This window comes from Mitsuaria sp. PDC51 (assembly GCF_900113225.1).
In the GTDB taxonomy this organism is placed as follows: Bacteria; Pseudomonadota; Gammaproteobacteria; order Burkholderiales; family Burkholderiaceae_C; genus Roseateles.
Genome location: NZ_FOZE01000001.1, coordinates 973,858 through 1,000,250 on the forward strand (window position 1 = coordinate 973,858; position 26,393 = coordinate 1,000,250).

A 26,393-nucleotide genomic window follows, 5' to 3' on the forward strand; every position below is an offset into this window, starting at 1 on the left:
GTTCCGCCGCCCCGGTTTCCCTTCACCGCAGTTCCCAGCAGTCCGCCGCTTCCCGCTGTACCAGGCCGTACCACGCCGTACCCCGTTGCTTCCGATCGCCTTGCATCACAACCACATCAGGAGACAAGCATGAGCAAGCACAGCACGCGTCCGATTTCCTCGCTGGCACGGCCCCTGGCCCTCGCCGCATTCGCCCTGACGGCCGCCGCCGGCGCCTACGCGCAGAAGGGCGAGACGGTGAAGATCGCCTGGATCGACCCGCTGTCCGGCCTGATGGCGCCGGTGGGCCAGAACCAGGTGAAGTCCTTCCAGTTCTTCGCCGAGAAGTTCAACGCCAACAACCCCGCCGGCGTGAAGTTCGAGATCATCCCGATCGACAACAAGCTCAGCCCCGCCGAGTCGCTCAACGCGCTGAAGTCCGCGATCGACCAGGGCGTGCGCTACGTGACGCAGGGCAACGGCTCGGGCGCGGCGCTGGCGATCATCGACGCGGTCAACAAGCACAACGAGCGCAATCCCGGCAAGGAGGTCGTCTACCTCAACCACTCGGCGGTGGACCCGGACCTCACCAACAGCAAGTGCAGCTACTGGCACTTCCGCTTCGACGCCGACACCTCGATGAAGATGGAGGCGCTGACCACCTTCATGAAGGACCAGCCCGACATCAAGAAGGTCTACCTGCTCAACCAGAACTACGCGCACGGCCATCAGGTCGCCAAGTACGCGAAGGAAGGGCTGGCCAAGAAGCGCCCGGACGTGCAGATCGTCGGCGAGGACCTGCACCCGCTGGCCCAGGTGCGCGACTTCGCGCCCTATGTCGCCAAGATCAAGGCCAGCGGCGCGGATTCGGTGATCACCGGCAACTGGGGCTCGGACCTGGCGCTGCTGGTCAAGGCCGCCAACGAGGCCGGCTACACCGGCAAGTTCTACACCTACTACGCCGGCGTGACCGGCACGCCCACGGCGATGGGCGCGGCGGGCGCGGGGCGCGTGTTCCAGATCTCGTACAACCACAACAGCCTGGGCGGCGAGCCGGAGAAGTGGGCCAACGAGTACAAGGCCAAGTTCAACGACGACTTCTACACCGGCAGCGTCATCCACATCTACACCGCGTTGAGCACGGCGATGGCCAAGGCCAAGAGCACCGATCCGGTGAAGGTCGCGGCGGCGCTGGAAGGGCTGAAGTTCAAGTCCTTCAACGGCGACGTGGAGATGCGCAAGACCGACCACCAGCTGCAGCAGACCCTGTTCCTGACCGTCTGGCAGAAGGCTGACGCCAAGCGCTCCTACAGCGTCGAGAACACCGGCTACAACTTCGCCCCGGTCAAGACCTTCGACCCCTTCGTCAGCAGCACGCCTACAAGCTGCCAGATGAAGCGTCCGTCGTAAGGCGCTCCGCCGCCCGTCGCGAGCGGGCCGAGACCGGGCTGAAGCGCGCAGCCGTACGTGAACGTACGGCGAGCACTGCCGGCCCGGGATCGGTCCGCGCAGCTACCGCGCCCTCCGTCATCAGCGCGGCCAACGCATCGAAGTCCTGAGCACAACGACGTGGAACAGATCCTGATCAACCTCCTCAACGGCCTGTCCTCCGGACTGCTGCTGTTCATGCTGAGCTCCGGCCTGACGCTGATCTTCAGCATGATGGGCGTGCTCAACTTCGCGCATGCCAGCTTCTACATGCTGGGCGCCTACTTCGCGTACTCGATCGCCGGGTGGATCGGCTTCTGGCCCGCGCTGCTGATCGCGCCGCTGCTGGTCGGCGGCTGCGGCGCCCTGTTCGAACGCGGCGCGCTGCGGCGCGTCCACAAATTCGGCCACGTCCCCGAACTGCTGATCACCTTCGGCCTGTCCTACGTCGTGCTCGAGGTGGTGCAGCTGATCTGGGGCCGCACCGCCGTGCCGTTCTCGCCGCCGCCCTCGCTGCAGGGCGCCGCCTTCACCCTGATCCATGCCCCGGGCCAGGCCCTGGAACTCGCCTGGGGCGACGCGCCGGCCGCGCTGTGCGCCGCCGCCAGCTGCTCCAAGTTCCCGCTCACCCGCGCCTTCATGATGGTGGTGGCGCTGTTCATGCTGCTGTCGCTGTGGCTGCTGCTGACCCGCACCCGCATCGGGCTGGTCATCCAGGCGGCGCTCACCCATCCGGAGATGGTCGAGGCCCTGGGCCACAACGTGCCGCGCGTGTTCATGCTGGTGTTCGGCAGCGGCTGCGCGCTGGCCGCGCTGGCCGGCGTGATCGGCGGCATCACCTTCGTCACCGAACCCGCGATGGCGGTGATCGTCGGCTCCATCATCTTCGTGGTGGTCGTGGTCGGCGGCATCGGCTCGCTGGCCGGCGCCTTCGTCGCGTCCCTCGTCATCGGGCTGCTGCAGACGCTGCCGCTGACCGTCGACGTGTCGCTCGCCCAGGCCTTCCAGCTCGGCCCCGACACCTTCGGCTACCCGCTGCTCAAGCTCACGCTGGCCCAGGTCGCGCCCATCCTGCCCTACCTGCTGATGGTCCTGATCCTCATCTTCCGGCCCAAGGGCCTGCTCGGCACCCGGGAGGGCTGATCGATGTCCGCCGTCATGCCTTCTTCCTCCTCCTCCGCCTCGCCCGCCGTGCCGTCCGGCGCCGCCCCGGGCGACGCCCGCGCCCAGGGCCGCCCGCCGCGCGCCCGGCGCGGCGAGACCTACCACTTCAAGCCGCACAACGTCGGCCGCTGGCTGATCTGGGGCGCCTACGCGCTGGCACTGCTGGTGGCGCCGCTGCTGTGGACCAGCAGCCTGGCGCAGACCATGTTGTCGCAGATGGGCATCGCGATCATCGCGTGCCTGTCCTACAACCTGCTGCTGGGGCAGGGCGGCATGCTCAGCTTCGGCCACGCGGTCTACAGCGGGCTGGGCGCCTACCTGGCGATCCACACGCTCAACGTCGTCGGCGCGGGCCAGCTCGCGCTGCCGGTCAGCCTGGTGCCGCTGGTCGGCGGCCTGGCGGGACTCTTCTTCGCGGCGCTGTTCGGCTACGTGTCGACGAAGAAGTCGGGCACGCCCTTCGCGATGATCACGCTGGGCCTGGGCGAGCTGATCTGGTCGATGTCGCTGATGCTGCCGGAATTCTTCGGCGGCGAGGGCGGCGTCTCTTCCAACCGCGTCGTGGGCAAGGCGGTCTGGGGCATCAGCTTCGGGCCGCAGATCCAGGTGTACTACCTGATCGCGGTCTACGCCTTCGTCTGCACCGCGCTGCTGTACGCGCTCACCCGCACGCCGCTGGGCCGCATGCTCAACGCGGTGCGCGACAACCCCGAGCGCGTCGAGTTCATCGGCTACGACACGCAGTGGGTGCGCTTCCTGGCCTTCCTGATCGCGGGTTTCTTCGCCGGCGTGTCGGGCGGGCTGTCGGCGCTGAACTTCGAGATCGTCACCGCCGAGGTCGTCGGCGCCGCGCGCTCGGGTGCCTACCTGCTGTTCACCTTCCTGGGCGGGGCGACCTTCTTCTTCGGGCCCATCATCGGCGCGGTACTGATGGTGGTGGCGCTGGTGCTGCTGTCGGAGCTGACCAAGGCCTGGCTGCTGTACCTCGGCCTGGTGTTCCTGTTCATGGTGATGTACGCGCCGGGCGGCATCGCCTCGCTGATCATGATGAACCTGCGCCTGGCCGCCTTCGGCAAGCTGCGCGCGCTGTGGCCGTCCTACCTGGGCCTGGCCGGCGCCGCGGCGACGATGCTGCTGGGCGGCTCGGCGATGGTGGAGATGCTCTACCACCTGCAGCTCAACGAGGCGCTCGGCCCGCAGATGAAGTACCTGGGCCTGGCGCTCGATGCCAAGAGCGTCGAGTCCTGGTTCGGCGCCGGCTTCGTGCTGCTGACCGGGCTGGGGCTCTTCGAGCTGCTGCGCCGCCAGTTCCGCGCCGAGTGGGACCGGGCGCAGGAGGAGATCGAGAAAGAGATCAAGCGGAGGGAAAGCCTGTGAGCACCGCCAACATCCCCTACGCGCTGGAGCTCCGGGCCGTGCGCAAGAGTTTCGGCAAGAGCGAGATCATCCGCGGCGCGGAGCTCGCGGTGAAACCCGGCGAGCGGGTCGCGATCATCGGCCCCAACGGCGCGGGCAAGTCCACGCTGTTCAACCTCATCAGCGGCCGCTTCGCGCCCACCAGCGGCGAGATCCGGCTCTTCGGCGAGCGCATCGACCAGCTGCCGCCCTACAAGATCAACCGCCGCGGGCTGTCGCGCAGCTTCCAGGTGTCCAACCTGTTCACGCGGCTGTCGGTGTTCGAGAACATCCGCTGCGCGCTGCTCTGGTCGATGGGCCACAAGTACGCGTTCTGGAAGTTCCTGGCCGGCATGGACGACGTCAACGACCGCGTCGAGGAACTGCTGGAGATGCTGCACCTGGACAAGAAGCGCGACGTGCCCGCGATCAACGTGACCTATGCCGAGGCGCGCGCGCTGGAGATCGGCATCACCATCGCCGGCGGCGCGCAGGTGATCCTGCTGGACGAGCCCACCGCCGGCATGAGCAAGAGCGAGACCCGGCGCTTCATCCAGCTGATCCGCCAGGTCACCGAGGGCCGCACGCTGCTGACGGTGGAGCACGACATGGGCGTGGTCTTCGGCCTGGCCGACAAGATCGCGGTGCTGGTCTACGGCGAGGTGATCGCCTTCGACACGCCCGACGCGGTGCGCGCCAACACGCGTGTCCAGGAGGCCTACCTGGGGTCGGTGCTGGCCGAATCGCAGGCCGCGGGAGCCCATGCATGAGCGCCGCCCTCCATGACACCAACGTCGGCGCGATGCGCGCCGCGGGCGCCACGCCGGCCGCCGGCACGCGCGCGCTGCGGCTGGACAACGTCCATGCCTTCTACGGCAAGAGCCATGTGCTGCACGGCGTGACGATGGAGGTGCGTCCCGGCGAGATCGTCAGCCTGCTGGGGCGCAACGGCTCCGGGCGCTCGACGACGGTCAAGACCATCATGGGCCAGGTCGACGGCACCGGCGCGATCGCCTGGGGCGGCCAGGAGCTGCTCGGCCGCAAGGCCTACGAGATCGCGCATCGCGGCATCGGCTACGTGCCGGAGAACCGCGACATCTTTCCCAAGCTCACCGTGCACCAGAACCTGATGCTCGGCGAGAAGGGCCGGCGCAAGGGGGCCGCGCCGCGCTGGAGCTTCGACGACATGTACGCGATGTTCCCGCGCCTGAAGGAGCGCCAGCACACCGAGGCCGGTGTGCTGTCCGGCGGCGAGCAGCAGATGCTGACGCTGTGCCGCACGCTGATGGGCGACCCCGACCTGATCATGATCGACGAGCCGACCGAGGGCCTGGCGCCCAAGATCGTCGAGCTGGTGGCCGAGTACCTGAAGGAGCTCAAGCGGCGCGGCGTCTCGGTGCTGCTGGTCGAGCAGAAGCTGGCCATCGCGCTGGAGATCTCCGAGCGCTGCTACGTGATGGGCCACGGCCGCATCGTCTTCGAGGGCACGCCCGCCGACCTGCGCGCCAACGCCTACGTCCGCAAGGAGTGGCTGGAGGTCTGAGGCCGGCCGCCGGTTACATCCGTCACGACACCATGTCGACGGCGTGACGAGCCAGTCACCGGCGGGCGACGCGGCCCGCGATCCGGTGAAAAATGCCCGCTCCTGGTGAAGGCTTCGCGCGCCTGCCGCCCTACAGTGACGGCGCGAATCACACGAGCGGGATCCCTCCATGAACTTGTTGCAGCCTTGGATGCTGGCGGCCGGCGCTCTGGCCGGCGCGGGAGTGGGGGCGGCGGTCGCGAGCGCATGGTGGGGACGCAAGCTGCGGACGGCCCGGGCGCTGATCGATCAGCTGCAGGCCTCGCGCCGGCAGATCGAGGAGCAGGTCGGCCAGGCGCGCCGGCAGATCGAGAAGCTGCAGATGGAGATGCTGGAGCTTCGCCTCACGATGGAGCACATGCGGCGAAAGACGCAGTTCGCGGCGAGCCGTCCGTTGCCCATCGACAGCGGCGACTCGGTGCTGGCGCCGATCAGCGCGCATGCGCCGCTGTCCGTGGGCGCCGTGGCACGCCCAAACGCGGTGGCGGACGTGGCGTCGGATGCGGCGGCGACTGCCTCGGCCCCCCCGCTCACGCATGCCGAGCGCTTCGAGCGTGCCCGTGAGCGCGCCGCCGCCGGGGGCTTCAGTCCCACCGAGCCGATGGAGCGGCCGGTGGAGCGGCCGATGCAGCGTGCGACGCCGGTGACACCCACGCCCACGCTGCCGCCGATCCCGTTCGGCTTCCTGCCGACGCAGCCCCATCCCGAACCCTGATCCCGACACCGTCCTCCCCCCGACGTAGGTGTCCCGCGCGGCGTTGCCGCGTCCCCTGATCCGGGTGGCTCCGGGCGCGACAGCGACCCCGGGGCCGCACTACATTGGCCGCCAGGAAACAAGAACGGGGAGCCGGCCATGAGCGCGGTGCAGCCTTGGATGGTCGTCGTCGGGACGCTGGCCGGAATGGCCGTCGGGGGCGCGCTCGCGAGCGCGTGGTGGTGGAGCAAGCTCAAGCGCGCGCGGCGCCTGATCGATCGCATCGAGTCCTCGCGGCTGCTGCTCAATGAACAGACCACGCAGGCGCGCCGCCAGATCGAGCGCCAGCAGATGGAGCTGGGTGAACTGCGCATGGTCGCCGAGCGCCTGCGCCGCAAGGCGGCCCAGGCCGCGGCGTCCGGCGAGTCGGTCGACGGCCCTGAATCGATCCTCCCGCTGGAGGCCGGCGTGCCGGTGAGCGGCCCCGCGCCGCTGGCGGGCTTCCGTCCGATCGAGAAGCCGCGTGCGCCCGTGCCGACGGTCGCCAGCGTCGACGCGGCGCTGGAGCGCCAGGAACGCGCCCGCGAGCGGGCCGCCGAGGGCGGCTTCGCCCGCACCGAGATCCAGGACGACGACGGCCCCCATTCGCGCGGCTTCATGCCGACGCAGCTCGACAAGCCGTTCTGAGCAAGCCGTTCTGAGCGGGCGGCCGCGCCGGCGCCATCCCCACGCGCGATCCACGCGATTCGCGCGATCCGCTCGATCCACGCGCCACCTGCGCGACACCCCACCTCCGCACTTCTCCCGTAGCGCCCTGTCACAGCAGAGACAAGCGGCGCGCGTCGGCGCTGCCTAGAATCGAACGATCGTTCTTTTCGTCCCGGTGTCCGAGGAGACCCCCGACCGGCGGCGATGCGTTTCCCCCCACTGGAAGGAACACACATGGGTGCCAGCTACGAAGTCCGCGGCCAGGTCGCGGTGATCACGCTCAACAATCCGCCGGTCAACGGCCTGGGCCATGCCACGCGGCTGGCGGTCGCCGAGGGCGTCGAGCAGGCCGAGAACGATCCCGCCATCAAGGCCATCGTCATCACCGGCGCCGGCAAGGCCTTCTCCGGCGGCGCCGACATCCGCGAGTTCGGCTCGCCCAAGGCGCTGGCCGAGCCCAACCTGGGCTCGCTGATCACCCGTGTCGAGTCCTGCACCAAGCCGGTCGTCGCCGCGATCCACAGCGTCGCCATGGGTGGCGGCCTGGAGCTGGCGCTGGGCTGCCACTACCGCGTCACCGCGCCCGGCGCCAAGATCGCGCTGCCCGAGGTCAAGCTGGGCCTGCTGCCCGGTGCCGGCGGCACGCAGCGCCTGCCGCGCGCGCTGGGCGTCGAGCCCGCGCTCAACATGATCGTCAGCGGCGAGCCGGTGGCCAGCGAGCAGCTCGCGCAGGTGCCCGGCCAGGTGCTGTTCCAGAAGCTCATCGACGGCGACCTGATCGACGGCGCCGTCCAGTTCGCGATGGAGATCGCCGACAAGCGCCCGCTGCCGCGCGTGCGCGACATCAAGGCGCAGCATCCCGAGGCGCAGGCCTACTTCCAGTTCGCGCGCAACACCGTCGGCGCGATGTCCAAGAACTTCCCGGCGCCGCTGCAGTGCGTGGAGACCGTGGCCAACGCGGTGTCGATGAAGTTCGAAGACGGCATGCGCGCCGAGCGCGAGGCCTTCCAGCAGCTGATGCTGACGCCCGAGTCCAAGGCGCTGCGCCATGCCTTCTTCGCCGAGCGCGCCGCCTCCAAGATCCCCGACGTGCCCGAGGACACGCCGCTGCGCCGCGTCGACAAGGTGGCCATCATCGGCGCCGGCACGATGGGCGGCGGCATCGCGATGAACTTCCTCAACGCCGGCATCCCGGTCGTGGTCCTGGAGATGAAGCAGGAGGCGCTGGACCGCGGCATCGCCACCATCCGCAAGAACTACGAGGCGCAGGTCAGGAAGGGCAAGCTCAAGGAAGACCGCTACGCGCAGCGCATGGCGCTGCTGGGCACGACGCTGAACTACGCCGACATCGGCTCGGCCGACCTGGTCATCGAAGCCGTCTTCGAGGACATCGCCGTCAAGGAGCAGGTCTTCCGCCAGCTCGACGAGGTGATGAAGCCCGGCGCGATCCTGGCCTCCAACACCTCGACGCTGGACGTGGACAAGATCGCCGGCTTCACGAAGCGGCCGCAGGACGTCATCGGCACCCACTTCTTCAGCCCGGCCAACGTGATGAAGCTGCTGGAGGTGGTGCGCGGCGCGGCCACCGCCAAGGACGTGCTGGCCACGGTGATGGCGCTGGGCAAGAAGATCCGCAAGACCTGCGTCGTGTCGGGCGTGTGCGACGGCTTCATCGGCAACCGCATGATCGAGCAGTACAGCCGCCAGGCCGGCTTCCTGCTCGAGGAGGGCTGCACGCCGCAGCAGGTCGACAAGGCGATGGAGCGCTTCGGCTTCGCGATGGGTCCGTTCCGCATGGGCGACCTGGCCGGCAACGACGTGGGCTGGTACATCCGCAAGCGCCGCTATCAGGAGAAGCCGGACCTGCGCTACTCCAAGACCGCCGACCTGCTGTGCGAGATGGGCCGCTTCGGCCAGAAGACCGGCGCCGGCTGGTACGACTACCTGCCGGGCAAGCGCGACGCGATCCCGTCGAAGACCGTGCTGGAGATGATCGACATGCACCGCTCGGCGCTGGGCATCACGCCGCGCAAGATCAGCGACGAGGAGATCGTGCACCGCCTGGTCTACGCGCTGGTCAACGAAGGCGCGCGCATCCTGGAGGAGGGCATCGCGCTGCGCGCCTCCGACATCGACATGGTCTACCTCACCGGCTACGGCTTCCCGCTGTGGCGCGGCGGTCCGATGTGCTACGCCGACACGGTCGGTCTCTACAACGTCGTGCAGGCGATGAAGCGTTTCGCGCGCAACCCGCATGACGACGCGAAGTTCTGGGAACCGGCTCCGCTGCTCAAGCGCCTGGCCGACCAGGGCAAGGGCTTCAACGACTGACCCCGCGGACGCGAACAGGAGCAACAGAATGAGCAAGGCATTGATCGTTTCCACGGCCCGCACCCCGCTCGCCAAGAGCTGGAAGGGGTCCTTCAACATGACCCACGGCGCGACCCTGGGCGGCCATGTGGTCCGCGCCGCGCTGGAACGCGCCGGCATCGAGGGCGGCGAGGTCGAGGACGTGCTGATGGGCTGCGCCACGCCCGAAGGCGCCACCGGCGGCAACATCGCGCGCCAGATCGCGCTGCGTGCCGGCCTGCCGGTGACCGTGTCCGGACAGACCATCAACCGGTTCTGCTCCAGCGGCCTGCAGACCATCGCGACCGCGTCGCAGCGCATCATCGCGGGCGAGGGCGAGGTGTTCGTGGCCGGCGGCGTGGAGAGCATCTCCTGCGTGCAGAACGAGGCCAACCGCCACATGGGCCATGAGAGCTGGCTGTCGGCGCACAAGCCCGAGATCTACTGGTCCATGCTGCAGACGGCCGAGAACGTCGCGCAGCGCTACAAGATCCCCAAGGAGCGCATGGACCGCTACGGCGCGGCCTCGCAGCAGCGCGCCTGCGCCGCGCAGGCCGAAGGCCTGTTCAACGCCGAGATCGTGCCGATCACCGTGATGGCCGGCGTCGCCGACAAGGTGCGCGGGATGATGACCCGCGAGGTCACCGTCTCCGTCGACGAGGGCCTGCGGGTGGGCACGACCTACGAGAGCATCAAGGACATCCGCACCGCGCTGCCCGGCGGCGTGGTCACCGCGGGCAATGCCAGCCAGTTCAGCGACGGCGCCGGCGCCTGCGCGATCGTCAGCGAGTCCTATGCGTCGAAGAAGGGCCTCAAGCCGCTGGGCCGCTTCCTGGGCTTCGCGGTGGCGGGCTGCGAGCCCGACGAGATGGGCATCGGCCCCGTCTTCGCCGTGCCCAAGGTGCTGGCGCGCCTGGGCTTGAAGGTCTCCGACATCGATCTGTGGGAGCTCAACGAGGCCTTCGCCGTGCAGGTGCTGTACTGCGCGGACAAGCTGGGCATCCCGATGGACCGGCTCAACGTCAACGGCGGCGCGATCGCGATCGGCCATCCCTACGGCGTGTCGGGCCAGCGCCTGACCGGCCATGCGCTGATCGAGGGCAAGCGCCGCGGCGCCAAGCGCGTCTGCGTGACGATGTGCATCGGCGGCGGCATGGGCGCCGCGGGGGTCTTTGAAGTGCTCTGACGAGCACCCCCCTACCGGCTGACGCCGGCCCCCTCAGGGGGCGAGCCCGAGGGCCCGGCAGAGCCGGATCCCCGGGCTCCGCTTGAGATGTCGGCGGGCTGCGCCCCGCCTCCTTCGTGAGGTGCTCATGCGCCAGACCCTGGACTTCCTGCTGTACCACTGGCTGAAGGTCGACCGACTGTCGGCTCGCGAGCGCTTCTCGGAGCATTCGCGGGAGACCTTCGATGCGGTGCTCGACACCTGCGAGAAGATCGCCCGCGAGAAGTTCGCGCCGTTCAACCGCCTCGCCGACACCGAGGAGCCGCGCTTCGACGGCGAGCGCGTTCATCTGCCCGCAGCGACGCACGAGGCGCTCGCGGCCTATGTCGGGTCCGGCATGCTGGCCGCCGCGCAGGATTACGAGCACGGCGGCATGCAGCTTCCCTGCGTCGTCGAGATGGCCGCCAACTGCTTCTTCAGCAAGGCCAGCGTGGCCATGGGCGGCTACGCGATGCTCACCAACGGCAACGCCAATCTGCTGATGGCGCACGGCACGCCGGCGCAGCGCGAGGTCTTCGCGATGAACGAGTTCAGCGGGCGCTGGTTCGGCACCATGTGCCTGTCGGAGCCGCAGGCCGGCTCGTCGCTGTCCGACGTCGCGACGCGCGCCGAGCCCGATGGCGACGGCTTCCAGGCCGATCCGCTGGGACCGCGCTACCGGCTGACCGGCAACAAGATGTGGATCTCCGGCGGCGAGCACGAGCTCACCGAGAACATCGTCCACCTGGTGCTCGCGAAGATCCCCGGGCCCGATGGCAAGCCGCTGCCGGGGACCAAGGGCATCTCGCTGTTCATCGTGCCCAAGCACCTCGTCGACACGGACGCCCGCCTGACCGGCGAGCGCAACGACGTGACGCTCGCGGGCCTGAACCACAAGCTCGGCTATCGCGGCACGACGAACTGCCTGCTCAACTTCGGCGAGGGCCGCCACACGCCGGGCGGTCGGCGCGGCGCGATCGGTTACCTCGTCGGCCAGCCGGGCGAGGGCCTGCGCTGCATGTTCCACATGATGAATGAGGCCCGCATCGGCGTCGGCCTCGGCGCGGTGATGCTGGGCTATGCCGGCTACGAGGCCAGCCTCGATTACGCGCGCCAGCGCCCGCAGGGCCGGCCGATGACCGCGGCCGGCAAGGACGCGGCGCAGCCGCAGCGGCCGATCATCGAGCACGCCGACGTCAAGCGCATGCTGCTGGCGCAGAAGAGCTATGTCGAGGGCGGGCTGGCGCTGGAGCTGTTTTGCGCGCGTCTCGTCGACGAGCAGCACACCGGCAGCGCCGACGAGTCCGCGGCCGCGAAGCGGCTGCTGGAGGTGCTCATCCCCATCGCCAAGAGCTGGCCCAGCGAGTGGTGCCTGGAGGCCAACTCGCTGGCGATCCAGGTGCTGGGCGGCTATGGCTACACCCGCGACTTCCCGGTGGAGCAGTACTGGCGCGACAACCGCCTGAACATGATCCATGAGGGCACGCACGGCATCCAGGCGCTGGACCTGCTGGGCCGCAAGGTGGTGATGGACGGCGGCCAGGCGCTGATGGCGCTGGCCACGCGCATCAGCGACACCGCGCAGCGCGCCGGCCAGGTGCCGGGGCTGGCGGAGGCCGCCAATGAACTCGGCGCGGCGCTGGCCGCGGTCGGCGGCGCGACCAAGAAGGCCTGGTCCACCGGCGAGCCGGAGGAGGCGCTGGCCAATGCCACGCCCTACCTGCAGGCCTTCGGCCACACCGTGCTGGCGTGGATCTGGCTGGACGTGGTGCTCGCGCTCGAAGGGCGGGACGACGACTTCGCCCAGGGCAAGCGCGCCGCGCAGCGCTACTTCTTTGCCTACGAATTGCCCAAGGTCACGGCCTGGCTGGGCGTGGTCGCGCGGCGCGAGGCGCTCACGCGCGAGATGCGCGACGCCTGGTTCTGAGCGCCGACGCCGGTGACCGGCCGGGCAATCAACGACGAGATCAACGACGACATCGACGACGACATCGACATCGACATCGACGACGACATCAACGACATCAAGACATCAAGGAGACGACGATGAGCAGCAAGGTGCAGGACCTCTTCGACCTGAGCGGCCAGGTGGCGCTGGTGACCGGTGGCTCGCGCGGGCTGGGTTTGCAGATCGCCGAGGCGCTGGGCGAGGCCGGCGCGACGCTGATGCTGAGCTCGCGCAAGGCGGCCGACCTCGAGGAGGCCGCGGCGCACCTGAAGGCGCGCGGCATCGACGCGCAATGGATCGCCGCCGACGCGTCCGATGAGGCGCAGGCGCGCGGCATCGTCGAGCAGACGATGGCCAGGCTCGGCAAGATCGACATCCTCGTGAACAACGCCGGCGCCACCTGGGGCGCGCCGGCCGAGGACCATCCGGTCGAGGCCTGGGACAAGGTGATGGACCTGAACATCCGCAGCCTGTTCGTGATGAGCCAGGAAGTGGCGCGGCGCAGCATGATCCCGCGCAAGTCGGGCCGCATCATCAACGTGGCCTCGATCGCGGGCCTGGGCGGCAACAGCGGGATGATGAAGACCATCGCCTACAACACCAGCAAGGGCGCGGCGGTGAACTTCACCCGCGCGCTGGCCGGCGAGTGGGGCGTGCACGGCATCACCGTCAACGCGCTGGCGCCGGGCTTCTTCCCGAGCAAGATGACCAAGGGCCTGATGGCCGCGATCGGCGAGGACAAGCTCGCCGAGCACGCGCCGCTCAAGCGCATCGGCGATGATGAGGACCTCAAGGGCGCCGCCCTGCTGTTCGCGAGCCGCGCCGGAAAGCACATCACCGGGCAGATCCTCGCCGTCGACGGTGGCGTCTCCGCCGTCCACGGCAGCTGAATGGCTCCGCCCCCTACGCGCATCGCGCGCTGTGATTCGAGGTTGTCGTGACTGAAGAGCCGCCGCTGAAATTTCCCGTCCACATCCCCTTCGTCCAGCAGCTGGGCTTCGAGCTCGTGCGCATCGACGAGGGTGAGGCGGAGCTGCGGGTCGACATCCGCGAGCTCCACCTGAACTCGTGGGAGGTGGCGCACGGCGGCGTGCTGATGACGCTGCTGGACGTGGCCATGGCCCATGCGGCGCGCAGCGCCCACCGCGACCAGCCGGGCTTCGGCCCCGGCGTGGTGACGGTGGAGATGAAGACCAGCTTCATGCGCCCCGGCGAGGGCGCGCTGCGCGCGGTGGGCCGGCTGCTGCACCGCTCGACGACGATGGCCTTCTGCGACGGCTCGGTCTACGGCGAGGACGGCCGGCTCTGCGCCCATTCCACCGGCACCTTCAAGTACCTCAAGGCGCTGCCCGGCAAGGGCCGCAGCCTCAAGGCGCTGCAGCGCACCGAGGGCTGAGCGCCCGACGGCCCGGCGGCGATCCCCGTTCAACCGACCCCTTCCGATTTCCCGCTCACGAGGAGAAACGCATGAGCACGACGAACCGCCAGATCCTGCTGGCCTCCCGCCCCACCGGTGAACCCGGCACCGACAACTTCAAGCTGGTCAGCACGCCGGTGCCGACCGTGGCCGACGGCCAGGTGCTGGTGCGCAACCATTACCTCAGCCTGGATCCCTACATGCGCGGCCGCATGAACGAGGGCAAGAGCTACGCGACGCCGCAGCCGCTGGGCGAGGTGATGATCGGCGGCACCGTCGGCGAGGTCGTTGAATCCCGCAACGCGCACTTCGCGGTGGGCGACAAGGTCGTGGGCATGGGCGGCTGGCAGGAGTACCAGCTGGTCGACGCCAACCAGCGCGGCGTGCTGCAGAAGGTGGACACGACCCACGTGCCGCTGTCGGCCTACCTGGGCGCGGTCGGCATGCCCGGCGTGACCGGCTGGTACGGGCTGGTGAAGATCATCGATCCGAAGCCGGGCGAGACCGTCGTCGTCAGCGCCGCCAGCGGCGCGGTGGGCGGCGCGGTCGGCCAGCTGGCCAAGGTCCGCGGCGCGCGCGCGGTCGGCATCGCCGGCGGCGCGGACAAGTGCCGCTATGTCGTCGAGGAACTCGGCTTCGACGCCTGCATCGACTACAAGCAGCATGGCGACGTGAAGTCGCTGTCCGCCGCGCTGAAGGGGGAGTGCCCGGACGGCATCGACGGCTACTTCGAGAACGTCGGCGGCATGATCCTCGACGCCGTGATGCACCGCGCCAACCCGTTCAGCCGCGTCGCCATGTGCGGCATGATCGCCGGCTACAACGGCGAGCCGATCCCGATGAGCGCGCCGCAGCTGATCCTGGTGAACCGGATGAAGATCGAGGGCTTCATCGTCTCCGAGCACATGGCCGTCTGGCCCGAGGCGCTCAAGGAGCTTGGCACCCTGGTGGCCACCGGCAAGCTCAAGTACCGCGAGAGCGTCGCGCAGGGCCTGGACAGCGCGCCCGAGGCCTTCCTGGGCCTGCTCAAGGGCCGCAACTTCGGCAAGCAGCTGGTGAAGCTGATCTGATGGCTGGGCCGCGCTGGATCTGCCAGTCCTTCGACGAGCTGGGCACGCGCGGCCTGTACCGCGCGCTGCGCCTGCGCTCGGAGGTGTTCGTCATCGAGCAGCGTTGCGTCTACCTCGATCCGGACGGGCTCGACGAGCACGCCTGGCACCTGCAGGGGCTGGCCGCGGGCGCTGATGGCGCTGATGGCATCAATGGCGCCGAGGTGCTCGTCGCCTACGCGCGCCTGCTGCCGCCGGAGATCGGCAACGGCAGCGCGCGCATCGGTCGCGTGATCACCGCGCAGACGGCGCGCGGCGGCGGCCTGGGCCGGGCGCTGATGAGCCAGGCGGTGGCCGAGTGCCAGCGGCTGTGGCCGGGCCGGCCGATCGAGCTCGGCGCCCAGGCCCACCTGCGCGACTTCTACGGCAGCTTCGGCTTCCATGCGATCTCGGACGTCTATGACGAGGACGGGATTCCCCACGTCGACATGCGCCGCGACGCCGCCGCCTGACGCGGGCTGACGCGGCCGCACCCCCTGACCGAGGAGTGTTCCCATGAGCGATCTGATCCTGCATCACTACAGCAGCTCCCCGTTCGCCGAGAAGGCGCGCTTGATGCTGGGCCTGAAGGGCCTGGCCTGGCAGTCGGTGACGGTGCCGATGATGCTGCCCAAGCCCGACGTGGTGGCGCTGACCGGCGGCTATCGCCGCACGCCCTTCCTCCAGGTCGGCGCCGACATCTACTGCGACACGGCGCTGATCGCCGAGGTGCTGGAGGCGCGGCAGCCGTCGCCCAGTCTGTTCCCGGCCGCGGTGGCCGGCCAGGCGCGCATGCTGGCGCAGTGGGCCGACACCGACCTGTTCTGGACCGCGCTGCCCTATGCGATGCAGCCGGCTGGCGCGACGGCGCTGTTCGCCGGGGCGCCGCCGGACATGCTCAAGCTGTTCGTCGCCGACCGCAAGGCGATGAGCGAGGGCATGCCCCAGGTGCGAGGTGCCGACGCCGGCGCCGCGCTGACGCAGTACCTGGGCTGGCTGTCGCAGATGCTGGCCGACGGCCGGCCCTGGCTGCTCGGCGACGCGCCGTGCATCGCCGACCTGAGCGTCTACCACCCGCTCTGGTTCGTCACCAGGACCGGGCCGCTCGCCGACATCCTGGCGCCGCATGAGGCCCTGCGCGCCTGGATGGGCCGCGTGGCCGCGATCGGCCATGGCGAGCGGGCCGGCAAGCTCGACGGCGCGGAGGCGATCGCGCTGGCGCGGACCTCGCGGCCGCAGCCGATGCAGGTCGAGCCCGGGTTGGGCTTCGAAGCGGGCCAGCCGGTGACCGTCACGCCCTACGACTACGCCCGCGACGCGGTCGCCGGCACGCTGGTCGGCCTGAGCTGCCGCACGGTGACGGTGGCGCGCGAGGACGAGCGCGCCGGCCGCGTGCAGGTGCACTTCCCGCGCATCCGCTACACGCTGAAGCAGGCGTAGCCCGTTCGGCCCGGTCGGCGACCTCACAACCATTCCGAAGGAGACAAGCGCATGAAGGACTACCAAGGCAAGACGGCGGTGATCACCGGCGCGGGCTCAGGCTTCGGCCTGGAGGTCGCGCGCCTGGCGGCGGCCCGTGGCATGAACCTGGTGCTGTGCGACGTGCAGCAGGACGCGCTCGACAAGGCCGCGTCGGAGTTCGCGGCCCATCCGGTGCTGGCGCGGCGCGTGGACGTCGCCAAGGCCGACCAGATGGAGGCGCTGGCCGCCGCGGTGCAGGAGCGTTTCGGCGCGCCGAATTTCGTGTTCAACAACGCCGGCGTCGGCTCCGGCGGGTTGATCTGGGAGAACGCGCTGTCGGACTGGGACTGGGTCCTGGGCGTCAACCTGATGGGCGTGGTGCACGGCGTGCGCCTGTTCACGCCGATGATGCTGGCCGCCGCCGCCAAGGACCCGGCCTGGCAGGGGCACATCGTCAACACGGCGTCGATGGCCGGCATGCTGAATCCGCCCAACATGGGCGTCTACAACGTGTCCAAGCACGCGGTGGTGTCGCTCAGCGAGACGCTGTACCAGGACCTGGCGCTGGTCACCGACCAGGTGCGCGCCTCGGTGCTGTGCCCCTACTTCGTGCCGACCGGCATCACGCAGAGCCACCGCAACCGGCCGGGCGAGCTGGGCGCCGACAAGCCCACCCGCAGCCAGCTGATCTCGCAGGCGATGACCGACAAGGCGGTCAGCGCCGGCAAGCTGACGGCGGCGGACGTGGCGCGCATGGTGTTCGAGGCCATGGACGAGGAGCGCTTCTACATCTTCAGCCACCCGCAGGCGCTCAAGGCCGTGCAGACGCGGCTGGAGGACGTGATGCAGCTGCGCAATCCGACCGACCCGTTCCAGGACAAGCCGGAGATCGGCGCGCGGCTGCGGGAGTCGTTGCGCGGCTGAGGGCCTGGGCAGCCCGAACGGCCCCTGACAGATCTGACAGGGACCACCCCTGGATGCGGGAGCGCCGCGGCCCTGCGGCGAAGAGGCCGGGCCCACAATCCGCCCGTGGTCCCGCATTTCCTTCCCCGATGCCTGCGCGCGCTGCCGCGCCTGCTGCCGATGCTGGCGGTGGTGGTCGCGGCGTGGCTGGCGCTGGCGGGGCAGGGCCATGCCGACCCGCGCGACTGGCTCACCGCCGAGGAACGCGCCTGGGTGGCGCAGCATCCGGTGCTGCGCGTGGGCGGCTCGGCGAGCTACGGCCCCTTCACCTACGTCGATGAGGACGGGCGCATCACCGGCCTGTCGCTGGACTACGCGCGGCGCCTGTCGGAGCTGACCGGGCTGCGTTTCGAGTTCCAGCCGCCGCAGACCTTCGCCGAGAACCTGGACGACCTGGCCAGCGGCGAGCTCGACGTGCAGATGTCGATGCGCGAGACGCCCGAGCGGGCGCAGCGCTTCGGCTTCACGCGGCCCTACATCACGGTGCCGGCGGTGCTGCTGCGGCGCGCCGGCGCGAGCGGCGATCCGCTGCGGCCCGGCGAGCCGGTGGCGGTGGCGCGCGGCTACGCGGTGGCGGAGTTCCTGCGTGACCGCTACGCGACCAATCCGCTGCAGGTGGAGATCGACGACCGTACCGTGCTGCGCCGGCTGGCCGGCGGCGAGGTCGGCGCCGCGGTGATGGACCTGGCCGGCGCGACCTACCTGATGCGGCGCGACGGCATCGGCAACCTGCGGGTGGTGGAGGACATCGGCTTCGCCTACGGGCTGGGCATCGGCTACCGGCGCGATTGGCCGATGCTGGGCCGCATCCTGGACAAGGCGCTGACGCGCATCGGCGACGACGAGCGGCAGGCGATCGCGGACCGCTGGATCACGCAGGACACGGCGGCGATGCGCTGGCAGCGCCGGGCGCTGTGGGGCGGCGGGGTCGCGCTGGCGCTGGTGCTGCTCGGGCTGGGCCTCACGCTGCTCTGGAACCGCGCGTTGCAGCGCCAGGTGCGGCTGCGCGGCGAGCTGCTGCAGCGCGAGCTCGGCGAGCGCATGCGGCTGCAGGACGCCGACCGGGCCCGCGAGCTGGCCGAGGTGACCAGCCGCACCAAGAGCGAGTTCCTCTCCCAGGCCAGCCATGAGCTGCGCACGCCGCTCAACGCGGTGCTGGGCTTCAGCCAGCTGCTGGCGCACGATCCGCAGCGGCCGCTCGACGAGACGCAGCGCGCGCGGCTGCGGCACATCGACGAGGCGGCCAAGCACCTGCTGGTGCTGATCGAGGACATGATGACGCTGTCGCGGGTCGAGGCGAACACGCTGACCGTGCAGTCGCTGCCGCTGCAGGCCGGGCCGCTGCTGCGGCGGGTGGTGGAGCTGGCGCAGCCGGCGGCGCAGGCCGCGGGCGTGGACCTGCGGATCGGCCTGACGCCGGAGGAGGACCGCACGCTGCCGATGGTCCAGGCCGATCCCATCCGGCTCGAGCAGGTGCTGCACAACCTGATCTCCAACGCGATCAAGTACAACCGGCGCGGCGGCTGGGTCCAGGTGCGCGCCAGCGCGGAGCCACGCGGCTTCCGCATCGAGGTGGTGGACAACGGCATCGGCCTGAGCGTCGAGCAGCGGGCGCAGCTCTTCCAGCCGTTCAACCGGCTCGGGCGCGAGGAGCAGCCCGGCCATGGCATCGGGCTGGTCATCTGCAAGCAGCTGATGGACCGGATGGGCGGGCGCATCCTGGTCGACAGCGAGAGCGGGAAGGGATCGCGGTTCACGCTGGAGCTGCCGGCGGTGCCGGGCGTGGCCTGACAACGTCCGCACCACCGCACCACGGCGCCATCGCGCCACCTCGCCGCCGCATGGCGACATTTGCGGATCGCGGCATCGCCTCACCGGCGTGGTCTGGCACACTGCGCGCCCTGCGCAGTACCCTCCCGACCATGCCCAATACTTCCTCTCCCCGCCGCGCCATCGTCATCGGCGGCGGCCCCGCCGGCCTGATGGCCGCGGAACGCCTGGCGCTCGCCGGCGTGTCGGTCGACCTCTACGACGCCATGGCGTCCGTCGGCCGCAAGTTCCTGCTCGCGGGCAAGGGCGGGCTCAACCTGACCCACTCGGAAGCGCGGCCCGACTTCGACACCCGCTACTACGAACGCCAGGCCGGCGTCGCCGCCTGGCTCGACCGCTTCGACGGCGAGGCGCTGCGGGCCTGGACGCAGGGACTCGGCGTCGAGACCTTCGTCGGCAGCTCGGGGCGCGTCTTTCCCAAGGACATGAAGGCCGCGCCGCTGCTGCGCGCCTGGCTGTCGCGGCTGCGCGGGCAGGGCGTGCGCTTCCACATGCGGCATCGCTGGCTCGGCTGGGACGAGGCCGGCGGGGTGCGCCTGCGCTCGCCGGACGGTGAATCGACCGCGACCGCCGATGCGGTCGTGCTGGCGCTGGGCGGCGCGTCCTGGCCCCAGCTGGGCTCGGACGGCCAATGGGCGCCGCTGCTGGCGCAAGCCGGTGCGGCGGTGGCGCCGCTGCGCGCCGCCAACTGCGGCTTCGACCTCGGCGCGCCGCGCGAGGGTGCGGCGAGCGGCTGGTCGCCGTTCTTCGCCGAGCGCTTCGCGGGCCAGCCGGTCAAGCCGGTCGCGCTGAGCGCCGAGGGTGTGGACGGCCAGCGCTTCTCGCGCCAGGGCGAGTTCGTGGTGACCGCTTCCGGCATCGAAGGCTCGCTCGTTTATGCCGCATCCGCGTTGCTGCGCGAGCGCATCGCGCGCGATGGCGAGGCGCTCGTCCAGCTCGACCTGCTGCCCGGCCGCGACGCGGCCTGGGTGGCGGAGCAGGTCGCCCATCCGCGCGGATCGCGCTCGATGTCCTCGCACCTGAAGAGCCGGCTGAACATCGAGGGCCTGAAGGCCGGCCTGCTGCACGAGGTGCTGACGAAGGAGGCCTACGCCGACGCGGCGGTGCTGGCGCGCACGCTCAAGGCGCTGCCGCTGCGCCTGGTGGCGGCGCGCCCGGTGGCCGAGGCCATCAGCACCGCGGGCGGCGTGACGCTGGAGTCGCTGGACCAGCGGCTGATGCTGAAGACCCGTCCCGGCGTGTTCCTCGCCGGCGAGATGCTGGACTGGGAGGCTCCGACCGGCGGCTACCTGCTGACGGCGTCGATGGCCAGCGGCGTCGTCGCGGGCGAGGGCGCCGCCGCGTTCCTGGCTAACGGGGCGTGATCGTCGGCGGCTGAAGGGGCGCCGAGCCCCTCTGTCCGCCGGGTTGCCGAGCGGACGGGTCAGCCACCGGGCCGCCGTGTGGCGTGGACGGCACGCGGGGAAGCGTGCTGCCCGCCCGGGTCCTGGCCCGCCAGCCGTGGGCGGGCCCGAGGTGGGCCTTGGACGGGCCCGAGGCGGCCTCAGCCCGCCTTGTTCTTCAGCTTGCCCTTGGGCATCACGGACGTGACGGGCGCGACCGGACGGTCGGAGGACGTCTCCCGGGGGGCGCCGGTGTCCTTCTTGGGCTTCTTGTTGGCCTTGTCGTTGCGTTGCTCGCCTTTTGGCATGTCGTGGGCTCCTTCTTCAGCGGTCGTTGTCGTTCTGCGATCGTCGCCGCGCACGCAGGCAGGCCGGGCCGCGGCGACCGGCGCACTCTACTACCGCCAAGGCCGGTCCGCGCGGGCCTCGCGCGCGACGCGACGCGCCGCCGGCTGCCGAGGCGTTAGCGCTTTGCGTTACCCTCTGCGCTCGGCGCGACCCGCTGGCGCGGGCAGTCCAGGCGCCGCCAGGGAGGATGGCATGGACGCAGCACCAGCGACGGGCGGACGCACCGTCCTGCTCGTCGACGACGATCACTCGCATCGCTACGCGCTCCGGCGTCGGCTGGAGCTGGCCGGCTTCGCCGTCATCGAGGCCGCCGACGGGACCGCGGCGCTGCGGCTGGCGACCAGCGTGGACGCGATCATCCTCGACGTCCTGCTGCCCGACATCAGCGGCTACGAGGTCTGTCGCCAGCTTCGCGCGGCGGAGGCCGGCGTGGGTGTGCCCATCGTGCTGGTATCCGGCGTCTACATCGCCGAGGACGACCAGGTCCGCGGCCTGCAAGGCGGCGCGGATGCGTACCTGACGCGGCCGGTCGACGACGAGGTGCTGATCGCCAACCTGCGTGCGCTGCTGCGCCAGCGCGACACGCTGCGGGCGCTGTCCGAGGCGCTCGAGCAGAAGCGGCGCGACGAGGAGCGGGCGCGCGACCTGTTCCTCGCGATCCTGGGCCACGACCTGCGCAATCCCCTCGACGCCATCGCCATGAGCAGCGAGCTGCTGGCGCGCGCGCCGGTCTCGGCGTCGACGACCCAGAAGATGGCCGCACGCATCACCGCCGCTGCCCGGCGCATGGCGCACATGCTGGACGACATCCAGGACTACGCGCGCAGCCAGCTCGACGCGGAACTGCTGCTGCGGCGCGCGCCGCAGCGCCTGGGCGCACTGGCCTCAGCCGCGATCGACGAGGTGCGCGGCGCCTATCCAGGCATCACGGTCGATGCCGTGCTGGAGACGTCGGATGAAGGCTGGTGGGATGGCGACCGGCTGGCGCGGGTCATCGCCAACCTGCTGCGCAATGCGGTGGAGCATGGGGCCGTGGGCCGGCCCATCGTCGTGCGCACCGAGGCGCGTGGCGCGTGGCGCCATCTGTCGGTGCGCAATGAAGGCGCGCCGATCCCGGACGAGGTCCGGGCCGGGCTGTTCGAGCCGCTGGTGCGCGGTGGGGCGCAGGCGCCCGCCGCGGGCAACATGGGCCTGGGGCTCTTCGTGTGCCGCGTGATCGTCGAGGCACACGGCGGGCGCATCGTGGTGGAGACCGGTGCCGCGGGCACCGAGTTCCGCATCGAGCTGCCCGCGCAGCCGTCCTGAGGGACGGCGCGGTCCGCTCAGATCACGCGGATGTTGGAGGCTTGCGGGCCCTTGGGGCCGTCCTTCGGCTCGAACTCGACCTTCGCGCCTTCGGCGAGGGTGCGGAAGCCGCCGGAGCTCTGGATCTCGCTGTGGTGGGCGAACAGGTCCTTGGAGCCGTCGGTCGGGGTGATGAAGCCGAAGCCCTTGTCGTCGCTGAACCACTTCACGGTGCCGGTCTTGGTCGTCATGGTGTTTCCTTTTTTGAAGAAGATGAACGGAGATACCCGGCACGCGGGCGCGCGCCGGGACAGACACACTCAAGAACCGTCAGCGGGGGGAATGCTGGGCAGGCCACGCGCGCGGGATCCGGGAGGACCGGCGGGGCTGCGGAAGAAGACCTCTGAAGAAAGGCCTTGCGCGAATCTATCGCGGCACTCTAGCACGCGCGGCTGACGGCCGGCCGGTGCAAAGTCGCACCGGCCGGCCGCCCGTGACGCCGAGATCGGCGACGGATCGCCGCCGGATCACCGCTGGAGCGCGTCGCGCCTCACTGCGGCCGGTAGGTCACCTTCAGCTGGTAGTTGCCCGCCGAGTAGCCGTAGACCAGCACGTAGACATCGCCGTTGGCCGTCATCGTGACGCTGCAACCTTCGGTCGAGCTGGACCCGTCCGACTTGCAGGTGTAGCTGGACGTCGTCGGCACCGCGCCCTTGCGCACGTACAGGTCGATGTCGCCGGTGCCGGTGGTGCTGGCCGCGAGCGCGCCGCCGCTGGCCACCTTGAACGGCCCGAAGCTGCGGCTCTGGCCGCGCGTCAGGCTGCCGCTGAAGTTCTCCGTCCGGTCCACCGGCGGCGGCGTGCCCGGCCCGTCGCTGCCCAGCTCCACCGCATAGGCCGCGGCCATGCGCGCGAACTTCAGCGCATGGTCGGCCTGGCTGCCCATGTTGGCGTAGGTGTCGTTGGCGGTGTGGATGTAGGGGTTGGAACTGCTCATGCCGGCCTCGAAGGGCATGCTCGCGAAGTAGCCCTTGGCATTCCACGACGCATGGTCCGAGCAGGCGTAGCCGCAGCGGTCGGTCCCCACCCGCAGCGTCGGCAGGTAGGTCGCGATCACGTTGGACAGGAAGGTGTTCTGCCCGCTGTCGGTGTAATCGCTGAACAGGTAGATGTCGTTGGCCGCGCCCTTGTAGTTGGTCATGTCCAGCTGCAGCACGCCCACCACGTTGACGCCGGCCGCGGCGAAGCTGTTGGCGATCTCCTGCGAGCCGCGCAGGCCGACCTCCTCGGCGGCGTAGGCCATGAACTTGATGGTGCGGCGCGGCTTGTAGTTGGCCTGCACCAGGGCGCGCAGCACCTCGGTCAGGCTGGCCACGCCGGAGGCGTCGTCGTCCGCGCCGGGCGCGCGCATGGTCTCGCCCGAGCCGCCGGACTGGTTGATCGAGTCCAGGTGCGCGCCCATCACGATGACCTCGCTGCCGTTGTCGGTGCCCTGGATGGTGGCGATCACCGACTTCTGCGCCCAGTTCGGATGGCTGAACTGCTCGACGCTGATGTCGGCGCGGCCGCCGGCCAGCGTCGTCCACTTCTGCCGCAGCCAGTTCGAGGCGGCGACGCCGCTGCTGCTGGTGTAGTAGCGGTTGGTGTTGGCGGACAGGTCGACGATGGTCTGCCCGATGTTGCTGGCCTGCATCTGCGACAGGATGGGCGTGACGACCGACTGCTGGTCGATCACGTAGCTGGGCCGCGAGGCCACCAGCGCCGCCGCCAGCCGCTGCGCGCCCACCGGCGTGCTGTGGCGCTGCAGCGAGGCCAGGCCCGCCTCCCGTGTCGGGTGGTACATGTAGCCGCCGCAGCGCTTGAGCTCCTCGTGGATCGAGTGGCTCAGCGAGGCGAGCACGTCCTCGTCGACCTCGACCAGGTGCAGGCCCTCGTTGCGCACGGCGCGCGCGGAGGCGGAGGCGCTGGCGGCCGCGAGCGCCGAGCCGTCCTGCGCCGCATCGGCCTGGACGCTGGCGACCGCGCGCGCGGCCGGACGGTGTTTCTGCAGCTGGGCCAGCGCGGCGTCGCCGAGGCTGATCCAGACCTTCTCGCCCGCATGGGCCGGCGTGAGCGCGGCCATGCCGACGCACAGCGCGCTGAGGATGAAGAACTGACGCATGGATGGTTTCTCCAGGAATGGCGAAGCCGGCGCGCCGCACGAAGGCGGCGCGCCGGAGTCGGTTCAGGCGGGGATCAGTAGGTGGCGACCAGCGAGGTGCTCGTCACCGTCGCGTACGCGCTCAGCAGCACGTAGTAGGTGCCCGCCGTCGGCGACGAGAAGGTGATGGTCTCGGCATTGGTCGAGCCGATCGAGCGCTTGTCGTAGCTGGTGGTGGTCGGCGCGGAACCGCGCTTGACGTACAGGTCGCCATCGCCCGATCCGCCCGAGAGCTTGATCGTCAGCGTCGTGCGGCCCGCCGGCACGGCGATGCTGTACAGCTTGGTCGCGCCCTTGGCCAGCGAGATGCCGGTCACCGGCACGCCGCTGGTCAGCGGCGTCGCGGTCGGCGGCGGCGTGGTGCCGCTGCAGCTCACCCCCACGGTGGCGAAGGCCGCCGTCACGTCGGCCATCGCGTAGCCGCGGTCGGTGGCCGCCTTCTCCACGCCGCAGGCACCCTGGTTGAAGGTGCTGTTGGCGGTCCAGTACAGGCGGTTGGCGTCGACCATGACCTCGAAGGCCTTGCGCGTGTTCCAGCCCGGCTTGTTGGCCAGCAGGTAGAACGCGCGGTTGTAGACGCCGCTCGAGTAGTGCACGTCCATGCCGCTGCGGTAGTTGGACGCATGGCCGATGGAGCTGCCGTCGCGCGTGGGATCGTCGAAGTAGCGCAGCGCGCCGCTGCCCTTGAAGATCTGCGCGCCCACCAGCCAGTCGTTGCTGCCGTTGTTGCGGTAGTACTCGGCGGCTTCGCCGGCCATGTCGGAGAAGGCCTCGTTCATGCCGCCGGACTGGCCGGAGTACACCAGGCCCGAGTTCTGCTCGGTGAAGCCGTGGCTCACCTCGTGCGCCGACACGTCCAGCGAGACCAGCGGGTAGAAGGTGGTGCGGCCGTCGCCGAAGCTCATCGCCGTGCCGTCCCAGAACGCGTTCTCGTAGTTGCTGCCGTAGTGGACCCGCATGTACAGGGTGCCGGTCAGCGGCCGCAGGTTGAACCAGTCCCGGTACATGTTGAAGATCACGTTGCCGAAGAAGTGGGCATCGTTCAGCGGCGAGTAGGCGCCGTTGATCTGCTTGTACTCGTTGCGCGAGCAGGTGAACTGGAAGGGCGTGTTGCTGGCGCTGGTGCTGCCGTTGAGGTTGACCGTGATCACGTTGCCGGAGTTCATCTGGCAGGTGTCGGTGACCTGCAGCGCCGGGTAGTCGGTGCCGTATTCGTAGCGGCCGGTCTTGGTGTTGCCGCCGGGGCCGGTGGCGTCACGGTGGGCCAGGCCTTCCCAGCGCTCCAGCACCGCGCCGGTGGTGGCGTCGATCATGAAGTGCGGGCGGCTGGGCTCCTGGCGGTCATGCCGCATGAAGGACACCAGGTAGAACAGCTGCGCCTTGCCGTTGGCGTTGAGCCGGACGTACAGCTTGGACTGCTCGTTCTCGGTCAGCACCGCGTTGACGGCGCCCTTGGCCTGGGCCAGCGCGCCCTGCGCGGTCAGGCCGGGCTGCACCGTGTTCAGGTCCTGCTGGATGTTGGTCAGCAGGCTGCCGGAGTAGCGCGAGGTGCCGGCGTTGGTGTCGCGGTGCTCCACGACGCCTTCGCCCCAGACGGGCACGCCCTGGTGGTACTGCTGGTGACGGGTGACGACCTTGCCGCTGGGGTAGGTCTGGCTGCGCACGGCCTGCAGATCGCTGGCCGCGAGTCCCAGCGCGGTGCCCGCGTTCTGGGGAGCGCTCGACGCGCGCATCGTGGTGTTCACCGGGGACTGGTCGTCGAGCAGGACGCGATCCGCCGCCAGGGCCTGGCAGGCGGCGGTAGCCGCGGCGGCCATGATGCTGACGCGCAGGAAACGCTGGATGAATGCCTGTGTCATATCGCCTCTTTCTTACGTGATGGATCGGTGAGATCTCCCGAAGAAATGGCCGGACTCGCTCGGGTGGGAACGGGACGGCCCCCTCTGTTCGCGGCCCGTGGTGAGGCCGT

23 protein-coding genes are annotated in these 26,393 nt (G+C 70.1%); 19 read left to right on the top strand and 4 right to left on the bottom strand.

Annotated features, from left to right (window positions below):
- The first annotated feature begins 129 nt into the window (after positions 1-129).
- From BM393_RS04325 to BM393_RS04410, 18 genes are all read left to right on the top strand, one after another.
- The gene (locus tag BM393_RS04325) at positions 130-1,389 is read left to right on the top strand and encodes a branched-chain amino acid ABC transporter substrate-binding protein (RefSeq protein WP_091722577.1); all 1,260 of its coding nucleotides are present in this window, start codon (positions 130-132) and stop codon (positions 1,387-1,389) included.
- 216 nt (positions 1,390-1,605) lie between these two features.
- Entirely contained in the window at positions 1,606-2,550 is a 945-nt protein-coding gene (locus tag BM393_RS04330) for a branched-chain amino acid ABC transporter permease (RefSeq protein WP_221211005.1), read from the top strand.
- Positions 2,551-2,565: 15 nt separating this feature from the next.
- The gene (locus BM393_RS04335) at positions 2,566-3,948 is read left to right on the top strand and encodes a branched-chain amino acid ABC transporter permease (RefSeq protein ID WP_091722583.1); all 1,383 of its coding nucleotides are present in this window, start codon (positions 2,566-2,568) and stop codon (positions 3,946-3,948) included.
- Positions 3,945-4,736, top strand: a complete 792-nt coding sequence (locus BM393_RS04340) for an ABC transporter ATP-binding protein (RefSeq protein ID WP_254783203.1) — start codon at positions 3,945-3,947, stop codon at positions 4,734-4,736. Before BM393_RS04335 ends, BM393_RS04340 begins: the two co-directional genes overlap by 4 nt.
- 32 nt (positions 4,737-4,768) lie before the next feature.
- On the top strand, positions 4,769-5,509 hold the full coding sequence (locus tag BM393_RS04345) for an ABC transporter ATP-binding protein (protein ID WP_091725019.1): 741 nt from the start codon (positions 4,769-4,771) through the stop codon (positions 5,507-5,509).
- Positions 5,510-5,678: 169 nt separating this feature from the next.
- Positions 5,679-6,263 (top strand): DNA replication initiation control protein YabA, encoded by a 585-nt coding sequence (locus BM393_RS04350; protein WP_141225218.1) that lies wholly within the window; start codon positions 5,679-5,681, stop codon positions 6,261-6,263.
- Between the two features lie 138 nt (positions 6,264-6,401).
- Positions 6,402-6,929, top strand: a complete 528-nt coding sequence (locus BM393_RS04355) for a hypothetical protein (protein ID WP_091722589.1) — start codon at positions 6,402-6,404, stop codon at positions 6,927-6,929.
- 255 nt (positions 6,930-7,184) lie between these two features.
- Positions 7,185-9,281, top strand: a complete 2,097-nt coding sequence (locus BM393_RS04360) for a 3-hydroxyacyl-CoA dehydrogenase NAD-binding domain-containing protein (protein ID WP_091722592.1) — start codon at positions 7,185-7,187, stop codon at positions 9,279-9,281.
- 28 nt (positions 9,282-9,309) lie between these two features.
- Positions 9,310-10,485: an acetyl-CoA C-acyltransferase gene (locus BM393_RS04365; RefSeq protein WP_091722595.1), complete on the top strand. Its 1,176-nt coding sequence runs from the start codon at positions 9,310-9,312 to the stop codon at positions 10,483-10,485.
- 127 nt (positions 10,486-10,612) lie between these two features.
- On the top strand, positions 10,613-12,430 hold the full coding sequence (locus BM393_RS04370; RefSeq protein ID WP_404932405.1) for an acyl-CoA dehydrogenase: 1,818 nt from the start codon (positions 10,613-10,615) through the stop codon (positions 12,428-12,430).
- A 119-nt stretch (positions 12,431-12,549) separates the two neighbouring features.
- Positions 12,550-13,341 carry an SDR family oxidoreductase gene (locus tag BM393_RS04375; protein WP_091722601.1) on the top strand — a complete coding sequence of 264 codons (792 nt, stop codon included), beginning with the start codon at positions 12,550-12,552 and terminating at the stop codon, positions 13,339-13,341.
- 47 nt (positions 13,342-13,388) lie between these two features.
- Positions 13,389-13,847 carry a PaaI family thioesterase gene (locus tag BM393_RS04380; RefSeq protein WP_254783204.1) on the top strand — a complete coding sequence of 153 codons (459 nt, stop codon included), beginning with the start codon at positions 13,389-13,391 and terminating at the stop codon, positions 13,845-13,847.
- A gap of 71 nt (positions 13,848-13,918) precedes the next feature.
- On the top strand, positions 13,919-14,938 hold the full coding sequence (locus tag BM393_RS04385; protein WP_091722604.1) for an NADP-dependent oxidoreductase: 1,020 nt from the start codon (positions 13,919-13,921) through the stop codon (positions 14,936-14,938).
- Positions 14,938-15,429: a GNAT family N-acetyltransferase gene (locus tag BM393_RS04390; RefSeq protein ID WP_091722607.1), complete on the top strand. Its 492-nt coding sequence runs from the start codon at positions 14,938-14,940 to the stop codon at positions 15,427-15,429. Before BM393_RS04385 ends, BM393_RS04390 begins: the two co-directional genes overlap by 1 nt.
- 43 nt (positions 15,430-15,472) lie before the next feature.
- Entirely contained in the window at positions 15,473-16,396 is a 924-nt protein-coding gene (locus tag BM393_RS04395) for a glutathione S-transferase family protein (RefSeq protein WP_091722610.1), read from the top strand.
- A gap of 51 nt (positions 16,397-16,447) precedes the next feature.
- On the top strand, positions 16,448-17,341 hold the full coding sequence (locus tag BM393_RS04400; RefSeq protein WP_091722613.1) for an SDR family oxidoreductase: 894 nt from the start codon (positions 16,448-16,450) through the stop codon (positions 17,339-17,341).
- 105 nt (positions 17,342-17,446) lie between these two features.
- Positions 17,447-19,171 (top strand): ATP-binding protein, encoded by a 1,725-nt coding sequence (locus BM393_RS04405; RefSeq protein WP_091722618.1) that lies wholly within the window; start codon positions 17,447-17,449, stop codon positions 19,169-19,171.
- Between the two features lie 131 nt (positions 19,172-19,302).
- Positions 19,303-20,574: a TIGR03862 family flavoprotein gene (locus BM393_RS04410; RefSeq protein WP_091722622.1), complete on the top strand. Its 1,272-nt coding sequence runs from the start codon at positions 19,303-19,305 to the stop codon at positions 20,572-20,574.
- Positions 20,575-20,753: 179 nt separating this feature from the next.
- On the opposite strand, the gene BM393_RS25585 is transcribed toward BM393_RS04410, so the two are convergent.
- Positions 20,754-20,900, bottom strand: a complete 147-nt coding sequence (locus tag BM393_RS25585) for a hypothetical protein (RefSeq protein WP_175538184.1) — start codon at positions 20,898-20,900, stop codon at positions 20,754-20,756.
- A gap of 232 nt (positions 20,901-21,132) precedes the next feature.
- Between BM393_RS25585 and BM393_RS04415 the strand changes: the two genes are divergently transcribed.
- Positions 21,133-22,245 carry an ATP-binding protein gene (locus BM393_RS04415; protein WP_175538185.1) on the top strand — a complete coding sequence of 371 codons (1,113 nt, stop codon included), beginning with the start codon at positions 21,133-21,135 and terminating at the stop codon, positions 22,243-22,245.
- Positions 22,246-22,262: 17 nt separating this feature from the next.
- Here the strand turns inward: BM393_RS04415 and BM393_RS04420 are convergent, their stop codons facing one another.
- The 3 genes from BM393_RS04420 to BM393_RS04430 form a co-directional block, all read right to left on the bottom strand.
- Positions 22,263-22,475: a cold-shock protein gene (locus tag BM393_RS04420; protein ID WP_091722629.1), complete on the bottom strand. Its 213-nt coding sequence runs from the start codon at positions 22,473-22,475 to the stop codon at positions 22,263-22,265.
- A gap of 299 nt (positions 22,476-22,774) precedes the next feature.
- Positions 22,775-24,385 (bottom strand): M20/M25/M40 family metallo-hydrolase, encoded by a 1,611-nt coding sequence (locus tag BM393_RS04425; RefSeq protein ID WP_091722632.1) that lies wholly within the window; start codon positions 24,383-24,385, stop codon positions 22,775-22,777.
- A gap of 74 nt (positions 24,386-24,459) precedes the next feature.
- Positions 24,460-26,283, bottom strand: a complete 1,824-nt coding sequence (locus BM393_RS04430; protein ID WP_254783205.1) for a M4 family metallopeptidase — start codon at positions 26,281-26,283, stop codon at positions 24,460-24,462.
- Between the last annotated feature and the right edge of the window lie 110 nt (positions 26,284-26,393).